The 13,382-nt window shown below is 46.6% G+C and carries 10 protein-coding genes; 8 read left to right on the top strand and 2 right to left on the bottom strand.

What is annotated here, in order from left to right:
- Window positions 1-53: 53 nt before the first annotated feature.
- From N2K84_RS05455 to N2K84_RS05425, 7 genes are all read left to right on the top strand, one after another.
- Window positions 54-626: an RNA polymerase sigma factor gene (locus tag N2K84_RS05455; protein WP_282590774.1), complete on the top strand. Its 573-nt coding sequence runs from the start codon at window positions 54-56 to the stop codon at window positions 624-626.
- A 49-nt stretch (window positions 627-675) separates the two neighbouring features.
- The gene (locus N2K84_RS05450) at window positions 676-1,098 is read left to right on the top strand and encodes an anti-sigma factor family protein (protein ID WP_282590773.1); all 423 of its coding nucleotides are present in this window, start codon (window positions 676-678) and stop codon (window positions 1,096-1,098) included.
- Window positions 1,098-1,613, top strand: a complete 516-nt coding sequence (locus tag N2K84_RS05445) for a Spy/CpxP family protein refolding chaperone (RefSeq protein ID WP_282590772.1) — start codon at window positions 1,098-1,100, stop codon at window positions 1,611-1,613. The genes N2K84_RS05450 and N2K84_RS05445 overlap by 1 nt, the downstream gene beginning before the upstream one ends.
- 271 nt (window positions 1,614-1,884) lie before the next feature.
- Window positions 1,885-2,712, top strand: a complete 828-nt coding sequence (locus tag N2K84_RS05440) for a sulfide/dihydroorotate dehydrogenase-like FAD/NAD-binding protein (RefSeq protein ID WP_282590771.1) — start codon at window positions 1,885-1,887, stop codon at window positions 2,710-2,712.
- 43 nt (window positions 2,713-2,755) lie between these two features.
- Window positions 2,756-4,228, top strand: a complete 1,473-nt coding sequence (gene gltA, locus N2K84_RS05435) for an NADPH-dependent glutamate synthase (protein WP_282590770.1) — start codon at window positions 2,756-2,758, stop codon at window positions 4,226-4,228.
- A 134-nt stretch (window positions 4,229-4,362) separates the two neighbouring features.
- A complete protein-coding gene (locus N2K84_RS05430) occupies window positions 4,363-5,349 on the top strand; it encodes a dihydroorotate dehydrogenase-like protein (protein WP_282590769.1) in 987 nt (328 codons plus the stop codon).
- Window positions 5,350-5,459: 110 nt separating this feature from the next.
- Window positions 5,460-7,832 carry a LysM peptidoglycan-binding domain-containing protein gene (locus N2K84_RS05425; protein ID WP_282590768.1) on the top strand — a complete coding sequence of 791 codons (2,373 nt, stop codon included), beginning with the start codon at window positions 5,460-5,462 and terminating at the stop codon, window positions 7,830-7,832.
- 84 nt (window positions 7,833-7,916) lie between these two features.
- Here N2K84_RS05425 and rocD read toward each other — a convergent pair whose 3' ends face one another.
- Entirely contained in the window at window positions 7,917-9,140 is a 1,224-nt protein-coding gene (gene rocD, locus N2K84_RS05420; RefSeq protein WP_282590767.1) for an ornithine--oxo-acid transaminase, read from the bottom strand.
- 212 nt (window positions 9,141-9,352) lie between these two features.
- On the opposite strand from rocD, the gene N2K84_RS05415 reads away from it, so the two are divergent.
- Window positions 9,353-11,245 (top strand): tetratricopeptide repeat-containing sensor histidine kinase, encoded by a 1,893-nt coding sequence (locus N2K84_RS05415; RefSeq protein ID WP_282590766.1) that lies wholly within the window; start codon window positions 9,353-9,355, stop codon window positions 11,243-11,245.
- Here N2K84_RS05415 and N2K84_RS05410 read toward each other — a convergent pair.
- A complete protein-coding gene (locus tag N2K84_RS05410; protein WP_282590765.1) occupies window positions 11,226-13,280 on the bottom strand; it encodes a BatA domain-containing protein in 2,055 nt (684 codons plus the stop codon). The genes N2K84_RS05415 and N2K84_RS05410 overlap by 20 nt on opposite strands.
- Between the last annotated feature and the right edge of the window lie 102 nt (window positions 13,281-13,382).

The following is a 13,382-nucleotide window of genomic DNA, read 5'->3' as shown; positions in this document are numbered from 1 at the left end:
GCAAGTTTGTTGTCAGTCTGGTGTCAAACACTGAAAATTGAACCCTAACGTACATGAATGATCAGGAATTGGTCCGATCGGTAATTAGCGGAAATGAAAAAGCCTTTCAGGTCCTGGTTGAACAACATCAGCAAATGGTGCTGAATACCTGCATGGGCCTGGTTCATCAGCGAAATGATGCGGAAGATCTGGCCCAGGAGGTTTTTGTGGAAGTGTACCGTTCTATGGCAGGGTTTCGGTCCGACTCAAAACTGTCCACCTGGATTTACCGCATTGCCATCAATAAATCCCTGAACTTTATCCGCGACAACAAACGCCGAAAACTGTTCCGCTCTTTCGAAACTATTTTTGGACAGGGGCAGCCCAATTTGCCTTCCGAAAGTTCGAGCGACCGGCCCGATCGTGGGTTGGAAAACAAACAGCGGCGCGAACGGCTGCACGCGGCCATCGATAGCCTGCCCGAACGGCAGCGCGTAGCCTTCACCCTCAATAAATTCGAGGATTTGCCTTACCAGAAAATTGCAGAGGTAATGGGACTTTCACTGGCTTCGGTGGAGTCACTGATTCACCGGGCAAAACTCAACCTGCAAAAAAAGTTGTACAAGTGTTATAAAAAAGATGATTGAATGCGCCAGTTTTACAAGAAAAATGTGTCACATCCAAAAAGAGCGAGTTATGAGCCATAAAACCATACAAGAACAATTGATTTTCTTTCTGGAAGGGAGCTTGCCGGATGAACAAATGAAGCAGGTAGCCGCCCACCTGGAAAGCTGTGGCAGCTGCCGCAGGCTTTTTCAGGAGTTGAAAGCTGATATGGCCTTGCTGGAAGATGACCGCAACCTTCCCTTCGATCCTTATTTTTATGCCAAGGTGAAACATAAAATCAGCTCAACGCGGGAACTACCGGTCTGGCAGTCGAAAAGGGTTCTACAACCGGCCTTTTTCTTGCTGGTGCTGGCACTCGGAATTCAGTTCGGCATTTGGGTTGGCGGGCATTATGATTCCCCGCGCCAAACCGTAAGCCAGGAAGCGGCTCTTTTCCCATTGAATGATTTATCGCACGAACCGATTGAACTGTTTCTACTAAATTTGGAATAATGTTTAAAAGTGTAAAAATATTGACATGGTTGGTTGTTATCTTATTCGCGACCAATCTCGCCACCATCCTTTCAGTGGCTTATCATATCCGGGCTGAACAGCAAAAAGCACCGGTTGCCCCGACAACCGAAGTGCCCGGAGACCAGCGCACCCGGTTTTTTCGCGAACAGCTGACACTGAGTGAAGAGCAGGTGCTCACTTTTCGGGAAGCCAACCGTGCCTTTAATCGAAAAGCCCAATCCATCACCGGACGACTAGATATTTTGCGGAAAAGGATGGTAGCTGAATTGACTTCGGAAGCTGCCGATCCGCAACAATTGGCCCAGCTGGCCAACGAAATTGGAGAAGAACATGAACGGCTGAAAATGGCCACCGCTGATTTTTACCTCGAAGTGAAAACTATTTGCGACGACACGCAAAAAGAAAAGTTGGCCGGAATTTTCAGGTCCTTACTGGACAGCGATGAAAAAGTTAACCTTCCGCAACGACAATTTCGCCACAAAAATCGCCCCTAGAACTATATCTGTTGGGTTTTAAAATTATTAAAGCTTATGTGCTCTCCCGGGTGGAAAAATATTTGTCGTTGATCTGGTCATTTGTGAAGATTCCTGTGTCATAATTTGGTCAATGGCATGTTTGTTTCATGTGCTGCTTTCCAAAACCGGGCCTACCTGTTGCTGAAATGTTAAAACCCGTGAAAAAAAACGGGAATATGCCGCATGTTGCCCTCTACAATGTTATTTTTGCCCCGTCAAAAAAATCAGACAAAAATCGATTAAATCCGATATGAACCAAATTATCAAAACCGAGCAATTTTCGGAGAATGTAGTGAAGCTGGTGGTACATGCGCCGCGCATTGCACGCGCCCGGAAACCCGGACATTTTATTATTTTGCGCATCGACGAAAAGGGTGAACGCATTCCATTAACCATTGCCGGAGCCGACGAAAAAGCCGGCACCATTACCCTGGTTGCCCAGAAGGTGGGAGTAAGTTCACAACGTTTATGCGAATTGCAGCCTGGCGACGAAATTCTGGATATGGTAGGCCCGCTGGGCCGTGCTACCGAAATCCACAACGTGGGTACTGTGCTGGCTTGTGGGGGCGGGGTAGGCGTGGCGCCGTTGCTGCCTATCGTTGAGGGCTTTAAGAAGGCCGGAAACCGCGTCATCAGTATTTTGGCTGCCCGGAGCAAAGATTTGATCATCCTGGAAGATGAAATCAGGAAATGGTCAGACGAAGTCATTATTATGACTGATGATGGCTCGTATGGGAGAAAAGGCTTGGTTACCGCCGGTGCCGAGGAAGTTATTTTGCGCGAAAAGGTGGATGAATGTGTGGCTATTGGTCCGGCAGTGATGATGAAATTTACGGCATTGCTGACTAAAAAATACGACATTCCCACGCAGGCCAGCCTGAACGCCATCATGGTGGACGGTACCGGCATGTGCGGCGCTTGCCGGGTTACTGTTGGCGGCGAAACCAAATTCACCTGTGTGGATGGGCCCGAATTTGATGCGCACCAGATCGATTTTGACGAGTTGCTGCTTCGCCTGGGCGGTTACAAACAGGACGAAGTGGACGCTTTTGAGCGGTATTTAAGTACTCAAAAATAAGGATTAGGTCTGTGACCGTACAAAACCAAATCAGCTAAATGACATGCAGGAATACCTGAAAATGGAACGTGAGCAAGCGTGGCGGATTGAGCTGCGTAACCAGATAAAGAATAAAGAACGAACAGCTCTTCCCCGGGTGAAAATGCCCGAAATGGATCCGCAGGAGCGTATTTGTTATCAAGATCGGGAAGTAAACCTGGGATTGGACGTGGAAAATGCACGCCGTGAAGCTTCGCGCTGCATGGATTGCGTGAACCCCACCTGTATCGAAGGTTGCCCGGTGAGCATCAATATCCCTAAGTTTGTTAAGAATATTGAGCGCGGAGAATTTCTCGAAGCTGCTAAAACACTGAAAGAAACTTCAGCACTGCCAGCAGTTTGTGGCCGTGTTTGCCCGCAGGAAAAACAATGTGAAGCCAGCTGCTTCTATACCTTGAAACTGAAAAAAGATCCCGTGGCTATTGGTTATCTTGAGCGATTTGCCGCCGATTACGAACGGGAAAGCGGACAGATTTCGGTACCCGAAGTGGCGCCTAAGAACGGGATGAAGGTAGCTGCCATTGGCTCAGGTCCTGCTTCGCTGGCTTTTGCCGGCGATATGATCAAACTGGGCTACGAGGTGACCGTATTTGAGGCCCTGCACGAAATTGGCGGAGTGCTGAAATACGGCATTCCCGAATTCCGCCTGCCCAACCACATTGTAGATGTCGAGCTGGACAATTTAAAGAAGATGGGGGTTCGTTTTGAACGAAACTTTATTGTGGGGCGCACCGCCACTTTCGAGGATCTGAAAGAAGAAGGCTATTGCGCATTTTTTGTGGCCAGCGGAGCCGGTTTGCCGCGTTTCATGAACATTCCGGGTGAGAATTACAACGGCATCCTGTCATCAAACGAATACCTGACACGGGTGAACTTGATGAATGCTGCCAATGATGAATTTGATACCCCTGTTTTGAAAGGGAAAAATGTGGCGGTAGTTGGCGGTGGCAATACGGCCATGGACTCGGTGCGTACCGCCAAACGCCTTGGCGCAGCGCGGGCCATGATTATTTACCGCCGTTCGCGCGAAGAAATGCCTGCTCGCGTGGAAGAGGTTCACCACGCCGAAGAAGAAGGCATCGAATTTATCAACCTGGCCAACCCGGTTGAATATTTTGCCGATGAAAAGGGCCGCGTAAACCGGATGCGCATTCAACGCATGGAACTGGGCGAACCCGATGCATCGGGCAGAAGGCGCCCGGTAGTGGTGGAAGGCTCGGAAACTGATATCGATGTGGACGTCGTGGTGGTAGCAATTGGCGTTTCGCCTAACCCGCTCATCCCTTCGGCTTTGCCCGAGTTGAAGGTGAGCCGCTGGGGCACTATCGAGGTGGACCCGGAATCGATGCAAAGTTCCATCCCCGAACTTTTTGCCGGCGGCGATATTGTGCGTGGTGGGGCAACCGTCATTTTGGCCATGGGCGACGGTCGGCGTGCTGCGGCCGGGATGCACCGCTATCTAACCGAATCAAAATGATACAGCGTTAATTAGCTTGCTGCTCTGCAGTCTTTTAATGTCAGATTTGCAATGTATTATGAATTCTGACTTTTAATTTTTTACTTTTGACTTGACACGATAAACGATTATATTTAAGCTCAAATCATAAGCTTATGGCAAATTTATCAACCCGCTTTTTCGGTTTAGAATTGAAAAGCCCGGTCGTTGCAGCCAGCTGCAGCATGACCGGAAACCTCGATCAGATCAGAAAAATTGCGCAGGCCGGCGCCGGCGCCGTGGTACTGAAATCGTTGTTTGAAGAGGAAATTTACGTTCAACTTCAGGAAGAATTGAACGAACGTAAAGAACTGGCAGCAGACCCGGAATACCTGGATTATTTCGATTATGTGATCAAAGAGGAAAACCTGAACAAATACATCAGCCTGATTCGCGAGGCCAAATCGGAGGTCGATATTCCGGTAGTGGCCAGTGTCAGTTGCATCAGCTCGTCGGAATGGACGCTTTTTGCCCGCAAATTGCAGGATGCTGGCGCCGACGCCATCGAACTGAATTTGTTTATCATTCCATCCAACCTGGATAAAAACCACGAGGCGAACGAGCAGTTTTATTTTGAGACAGTAAAAAAGGTGCTTGAGGTAGTGACCATTCCGGTAACCATCAAAATCAGTCCTTATTTTTCAAACCTGGGGCGGGTCATCAAAGATATGTCTGCTACCGGAATTGCCGGGATTACCTTGTTCAACCGCTTCTATTCACCAGATATCGATATTGAAAAGGGAAGTTTAATCTCGGCAGACGTGTTTAGTTCGGAGAAAGAATATCTGCAACCCTTGCGCTGGACCGGGATTATGGCGCCCAATGCGGATTGTCCGCTGGCGGCCACAACCGGCATCCACAACGCCGAGACGGCCCTGAAAATGTTGCTTGCCGGGGCCAGTGCGGTACAGGTGGCTTCAGTGTTGTACCAGGAAGGTATTTCTGCCATCAGTAAGATAAATGAAGGAATTGCCCGCTGGATGGATACCAAAAAATATGGCTCGATTACCGACTTTAAAGGAAAACTCAGCATTCAGGCCGATCATGCTGTGGCCTATGAACGCTTTCAGTTTATGACTTATTTCGGAGGTAAAGGGTTTTAGGGATTAGTGGTTGGCCATTATTCTGTCAGGGAACAATGAACCGCGATGCTGACCGTTTTATAACACATCTGACTATGATGTGTTAATTTTGAGATTCAAAAAAATAAGAAATGAAGAATTCTGTTCTTGTTGCCTTTTTCGTGCTGGTTTTGATGGTGGTTGCCGCTGCGCAGACCAGTAACAACCTTGGTTTTGTCATGCATCAGGTAAAACCGGGCGAAACAATTTATTCCATCAGCAAGGCCTTTGGTATCGAACAGAAAGAGCTGGTGAATGCCAATCCGGATTTGGTGCTTGGACTGAAAGCCGGTCAGCAATTGCGCATTCCATCCCTGCAAACAAATCCAACGAAAGCAGTCTATCCACAGCAGCAAGAGGAATTGCCATCGTTTGTTCACTATAAAGTGAAACGAAAAAATACCTTGCATTACATTGCCAGACAGTTTGATGTGGATGTGGAGGACATCCTGAAATATAACCCGGAAGCCCGTACCGGCATCAACAAAGGTCAGGTATTACGCATCCCCGTAAAAGCTGACCTGGAACGGATCGCTGCTCAACAAGCTGAAAAGGCACTATTGGAACCCGAAGTGCCCGGCGAGGTTCTCCATCGCGTAGTGGGCAACGAAACTTTGTACTCCATTTCGAAGAAATACAATTGTAGCATTGCATCCATTTTAGCGATGAATCCGGGAGCTGTCAATGGTCTTCGTATTGGCATGGAGCTGAAAATACAGCCGGAGGAGGGCCCGCAAACGACGGGAGCTGTTGCATCTGAAGATGGGTATTTCTGGCACCGGGTGGTGAGCGGCGAGACATTCTGGGGCTTGGAGAAAAAATATGATATCACCAAGGATGAATTGACTGAACTGAACCCCGTGCTGAAAAACGGGTTGCAGAGCGGATTGCAGATCCGTATTCCCATGCAAAAGGTGCCGGAAATTCAAGTGGTGCCAGCCGATGAATCTGCCTTTGAAAAGTATGAAGTTGGCAGGGGTGAAACATTGTATAGCATTTCCCGCCGTTTTGATGTAAAAATTCCGGAATTGAAACGCGTTAACCCGGTATTGAATTACCGCGGTTTGGTGGCCGGAGAAACCATTCTTGTCCCCAAAAAGAAAGAAAAAATTCAACCGGACACCGAATTCATGATCAAAACGCCGGTTTCGCCAGCTGATAAAACGGACTATTCGATTGAAGTTTATGTGGAGAATACTTCGTCTGTTTGCCCGCCCAACCCGGCAGCACGCACCGGCTTTTATCAGGTTGGATTAATGCTGCCGTTATATTTACCGGCCAACGACACCATAAACCGGGTGCGTGTGAGTGTGGAAGAAATGCTCGCCGATACGTCCCTGTTGAATCAGGTGAAGAATGTATCGGAACTCCCGGTTGATTCTTTCTATATTCGAAAAGACAAACAGGTTTATGCCCGTTCAGACAACTTCCTTCATTTTTATGAAGGTGTTTTATTGGCTGTCGACAGTTTACAGCGGGCGGGTATGCATGTACAGCTGAATGTGTTTGATACCAATCAAAGTGCTGCGGTCATTGATTCGTTGATCCGACTGGACATTTTCAGGGAGCTCGATTTGATCATCGGGCCGGTATATCCCGAGCAACAAAAGCAGGTAGCCGATTTTGCATTTAAAAACCGCATTCCGATGGTTTCTCCCTTGTCGGCAGCGGGTACCTTCGAGCAAAACAATCCGTATTATTTCAAGGTAAATCCGACTAAAGAATACTTGATCCGAAAAACGGCGGATTACATTGCAGAGGAATATTACGATAAAAACCTGATTGTGCTGAAGATGGGAGAGTACAAGCATCTTCCGGAAGCGGAACTGGTGAGCCTCTGCCGGGAAAAGCTGTTCTTTTCGGACTTCAATAACCACTCCAACCGGGTGCTTTTTCACGAGTATAACTTTCAGGAAGAAGGTACCTGGGGGTTGTCACGGATTTTAAGCAATGATCAGGAAAATGTTTTTATCATCCCTTCCGAAACCGAAGCGCAGTTAAGTGTGGCCATCACCAACCTTAACGGGATTGCCGAGAAATATCCGGTGACGCTTGTGGGGCAGTCTAATTTTCAGCGTTATAAAAGTATCCAAACGGAATATTTTCATCATACAAACCTGAATTTTCTCAGTCCGTATTTTGTCGATTACCAATCACCCGTAGTGAACCACTTTGTTAGCAGATTCAGACGCAACTTTGCTGCCGAACCCAACCAGTTCAGTTTTCAGGGATACGATGTAGCTTTCTACTTTATGTCGGCCCTGTTTAATTATGGTGAAAATTTCATCGATTGTCTTTTTGGCTTTCAGCCTGATTTGACGCAATGCGTGTTTTCGTTTGACAAAGTGAGCCGGATGGGAGGCTACATGAACCAGGGACTTTTTGTAACTGAATATGGCAGGAATTACAATGTCAGTATGAAGGGAATTATTGGCAAACATGCCGGTTATTTGTCCGGAGAATAATGGTAATTCAGGACGTGATTGAGAAAAAATAAAAAAGGGAAATGATTGCTCACTTCCCTTGTCAGGCCATTACTGGCCATATTGCTAAAAACCAAAATCCGCAATTGTTTTCTTAATACGGTCAAGTGCTTCGCGCATCTGCTCTTCGGTAATTACCAACGGTGGCGTGAAACGAATGATGTGCTGGTGTGTGGGTTTGGCAAGAATGCCGTTTTCTTTCATCGCCAGGCACACGTCCCAAGCTGTTTTGCCCCCTGTTGGCTTGATGGCAATAGCATTCAGCAAACCTTTTCCCCTAACAATTTCAATCATTCCCGACTGGACAGCACGCATCTCACTACGGAAAATCTCACCCATACGTGTGGCATTTTCAGCCAGATTTTCGTCCCGGATGACGTTGAGTGCGGCGATGGCCACCTGTCCGGCAATAGGATTCCCGCCGTAGGTAGAACCATGTTCACCTGGCTTGATGGTCAGCATGATTTCATCGTCGGCCAATACGCAAGACACAGGAAACATGCCGCCCGAAATAGCTTTTCCCAGGATCAGGATATCTGGGCGCACGTTTTCGTGGTCGCAGGCCAGCATTTTGCCCGTACGGGCCAAACCTGTCTGCACTTCATCAGCAATAAAAAGGACATTGTATTTTTTGCATAATTCAGCAGCTTTTCGCAGATAGCCGTCCTCGGGGACGTAAACCCCGGCTTCGGCCTGGATGGGCTCAACCAGGAAACCCGCCACGTCCGGATCTCGGAGCGCTTTTTCAAGTACTTCCGGATTGTTGTAAGGTATGTTGACAAAACCTGGTGTGTAGGGGCCGTAGTCGTTATATGCATCCGGGTCGGACGACATGGACACAATGGTGATGGTGCGCCCGTGAAAGTTGCCGTTGCAGACCACAATTTTGGCCTGATTACGCGGGATGCCTTTAACTTTGTAAGCCCACTTCCGGGTCAGTTTAAGGGCTGTTTCGTCGGCTTCGGCACCCGAGTTCATCGGTAACATTTTATCGTAGCCAAACAGACCGGTCATGTACTCTTCCCATTCGCCCAACACATTGTTGTAAAAGGCACGCGAGGTGAGTGCCAGTTTTTGTGCCTGGTCGGTCAACGCCCGAACAATACGCGGGTGGCAATGTCCTTGATTGACAGCCGAATAAGCAGCCAGAAAATCGAAATATTTGTTGCCTTCCACATCCCACACAAACACACCTTCGCCACGTTCCAGAACAACCGGAAGCGGATGGTAATTGTGGGCTCCGAAACGGTCTTCGCGATCGATGTAATACTGCGCATTGTGTGTACTCATAGGTTTTCTTTTGTCTTATTTTTTTACAGAATTAAGCAATCTATAAATGATTTCAAAGACATTTTGTCTGTTAAAAAAAAGGTGGGGAGATAACCTGGGTTGTTCCTGTTTTCAAATTTTTTATCAAACACCATTGGTTTGTGCCAATTTGGAAGCTACTTGGCGGTTTTGTTTTATATTTGTTTTAGGATTCAGGAAAACGGTTGATTGTCATGATGAAAAGATTTTGCTCACTATCTTTTTTCTTCGTATTAGTAATTGTTGCTGCTTTTGGGCAAAACCGAAGGCTGGAAAAAACGGATCAAGCCGGAGAGTTGGCCCGATTGCTCGAACGTGCCAGTCGATCGCTTGATTTTGCCGAGTTATTTGATACAACGTTATCATATCTGGAACAGGCCCAGCGTCTGGCCAACCAATTGAACCACGATTCGGCCCTGGTCGTTATTCAGAATTATTATGGATTGGCAAACTTTAACCGGGGTAATTTTCATGAAGCTACTGCCTGTTATTATGCCGGTCTTGAACTGGCCGAGGCCTCGGGCAATCTGGCCCAGAAAAGTAAACTGCTCAACAACCTGGGCATGATATACGATGAACTTGAAGATTACGATAAGGCCATTTCGCTTTACCGGCAATCGCACACCATCGACAGTTTGGCCGGAAACGAGGCTGGTGTGATGCGTTCGTTCATCAACATGGCCATCGGCTTCCAAAACAAAAAACTAATGGATACGGCCTTCGTTTTAAATAAAAAGGCTTTGATTCTGGCCGAAAAATTGAAAGATAGCTTGTCCTTGGTCAATATCATCAATAATCAGGGTACAATTGAATATGATCGTAAGCATTATGATGAAAGCCTGTCTTTTTACCAGAAAGCGCTTGCTTTGTACCGCTCGATGAACAACCAGGACGGTGTTGCTACAACGCTTAATAACATTGGCCTGGTTTATCTCGACCAAAAAAAATATCCGCAGGCCCTTTCCAACTTTTTGTCCGCATTGGATATTGTAAATGATATCGGATTATACAATTTATCAGGCGATGTTTACAGCAACCTGGCCGTTTATTACGAAGAAGTGGGTGATTATCAGAATGCTTACCAGTATTATAACCTGTTTAACGAAGTTTATGATAGTTTGATTGGCGAGAAGAAAAATCTGATGATCCGAAAACTGGAGGCGCAATATAACCTTGAAAAAAAACAGCGTGAAATATTGGAGCTGCGGCAGCAGAACCATGCCCAGCTGGAAGAAATAGAGGCCCGGCGCATAACACAGTCGTACATGTACCTGATTATTTTTCTGGTGATTTTTAGTTTGGCGGTGGTTTTCTATTTGCTTCACAAAGAGCGGAAACTTAGCCTTGAACTGAAAGAAAAAACCGAGGAGTTGAAAAAGCTAAACAATGCGAAAGACAAGTTTTTCTCTATCATTGCACACGACTTGAAAAATCCGTTCAATGCCCTGGTAAGTTATACCAGCCTTTTGAGAGAGGATTTTGAACGTTTTTCGCGCGATGAGATCAAACAGATTATTGTCGATTTGAACAACGCTACCGAACAGGGTTTCAAACTGCTTGAGAATTTGTTGTACTGGACCCGTTCGCAAACCAACCGTATAAAAGTGTTCCGGACCAGATTTAACCTTCGTCAGATTTGCGAAGATGTGGAAGATCTGGCCAAATCGAACTTGCACGAAAAATCACAGCAACTGGTGTTGGATATGCCTTCAGAGACCATCGTCTTTGCAGATAAGGATATGATTTCAACAGTTGTGCGAAACCTGGTTTTTAATGCGATTAAGTTTTCACACCGGGATACCGATATCCGTATTACCTGCGAAAGACTGCCTGGTGAGGTGAAAGTTCTCGTAATCGACCAAGGTGTAGGTATTCGGGAATCCGATTTGGAGCGCATTTTTCAATACACTGAAAACACAACCACGTATGGTACCGAAGGCGAATCAGGAAGTGGGCTCGGCTTGGTTATTTGCCGCGAATTTGTCGAAAAAAACGGGGGCAAAATCGGTGTCAACAGCAGTCCGGACAAGGGGGCAACATTTTACTTTACCATTCCTCTCGCCGAAACTACTTCCAAAAACGGATAATTGCAGCTTCTGTCAATACAAATAGTAAAGCCAGCAGAATGAAATATTTCCAAAGCTCAGTGCCCTTGTTGGCCTCCTTAATCCGTTGCTGAAAATCAGGCAGTTTACTGTCGATCACCTGCGGTGTATTTTGCCAATGCCCGGTGAGTTTCACCAGTTCAGCTACCGCATAAAACGGTGACAGCGATTCTTTTCGGTTGTAATTGAAGGCCAGTGTCATAAACGTTTCTGAAGCGTTGCTTAACCGGTAAAAACCGGCGTCATTTGCAAATGGAGTGGGGTTGATGGTAAAATAATCGCCACGATCGTTTAGTACCGGCAATTGGCTTTCGTCTCCACTTTCAGCCCGGGTAATGGTAATCAAGTTGCTTGGCAGGAATTCTGCCTTTTTTCGCAGCTCAATCGCTTGGTAACCGCCCAGCGGGTATTGGATCACCTGTGGTTCGCTACTGTTTAGTGCCATGTTATATAGCACCGGCACAAACAGGGCTTGTTTGTAAAAGTCGGTCACTGCCTGATCAAGCGGAAAACTAAACTGGTACAGTCGCCCCAGCCCGTAAGGATATTCGGCCAAAGCCGGATTTCCGCTGTTAGTGGTGATGATCCGTGTTTCGGGTGAATTTGTTCCTGTTTGCAACCGGTAGGTGACTTTCAGAAAGGGAAGTTCCGGTTTTTCTTTTTCATGAAGAAAGACCTCCCGGAAAAGCAGGTGTTTGTAATTAATTTCAGCCATTCGCTGGCTGCTGGTGTCTTTCCGCCCAATGCTCCCGGATGCCAGTTCGCTGAACAATTGATTGTAGGCAGGCAGGTCAGCATCATTACCGGGGAAGATACACAGGGTGCCGCCTTGCCGTACAAAATCCAGTAATGCCGCTGTTAATCCACCAGGAAGCTCATCCAAATTCAACAAGAAAATACATTGGTAACGATTGATTTGGCTTAGCTGAATTTTCTTGTCCTCCACATGCTCAAAGAGCATGTTTTCATCGTCCCGAAAAAGCTTTTCCAGGTACCGGACAGCTACCTGCCCCGAAGGCGAAACGGCCAGCACATTCACTTTCGGCTCTACTTGGTAACTAAAGTAACAGGTGTTATCGAAAACAACCGGGTAGTCATCAATCCCAACTTTACCCAAGTGAGTCCCTTGCCTGTTGTTTCGGTAATTCAGCTGAAATTCTGCTGTTTCATTCGGACCGATCGTGAGTGTGTTTACGGCTTTCAGCGAGTCGTTCAGCATCAGCCTGACAGGCAGGTTTTGGACGGTTTGTCCCGATAAGTTTTTCACCCGAACATGCAGGTTTTCAGCTTGGTTCGGTCTCCTTCCCGGTGTTTCAAACCAACATGAGTCAATCATCAGATTGTTATCGGCTGGCGCTTCAAAAGGCACTAATAAAACATTCAGGTTGCTGTCGGGGGCAAGCTGGTCGAAATCACTGCTGAATTGCTGAAAATCGGAAAGCAAGTAAACGCTCTTCCCAGAGCTGCCCGAAGTTTTATCCATTCGGTTTTCCAGCAAGCGCATGGCCCGAGACAAAGGAAGCGAAACCGGGCTTTCGTCCGTTTTGGCAACCTGGGCAATAAACTGTTCACGTGTTAATACTTGCTGCAGCCGGATATCATCCTGGTTGGTCAATAACATGAAATCGGTGCCAGGTCCGTAATTATTAACAATCTCCACCGCCTTGTTTTTGGCGAGTTCCAGCAAACTTCCGTTTTCAGCCATACGTTTCATGCTGAACGAGTTGTCGATGTACACACCAACCAATTGCCGTGCGGTTTTCCTTTCTTTTTGACTAACCGGAATATAGGGCTGCGAAAAGGCCAGTACCAGGAAAATAATCGCCAATATTCGCGACAACAAAATGAGTAATTGCTTGACGTCGTTCTTTTTTTTTGATTCTTGTCTGATGGCTTTCAGAAAACCAACCTGGCTGAAATAGACGGTTTTATAGCGCTTAAATTGAAAAATATGAATAAGAATAGGCAGAAGTACCAATAGCAGCGCATATAAAAATAGAGGGTCAATAAATCTCATTGTTTCCGGTGGTTTTTCAGATAGTCCAAAAATAGTGGAAAAGTAAGAATCTGTTTACACCCGGTTTGGATTATATTTGTGTTTATTTTTTTGTCGATATCA

Source organism: Gaoshiqia sediminis (assembly GCF_025907915.1).
GTDB lineage: Bacteria > Bacteroidota > Bacteroidia > Bacteroidales > Prolixibacteraceae > Gaoshiqia > Gaoshiqia sediminis.
The sequence above is the reverse complement of the archived record's forward strand: the minus strand, read 5'-3'. Positions and strand labels throughout refer to the sequence as shown.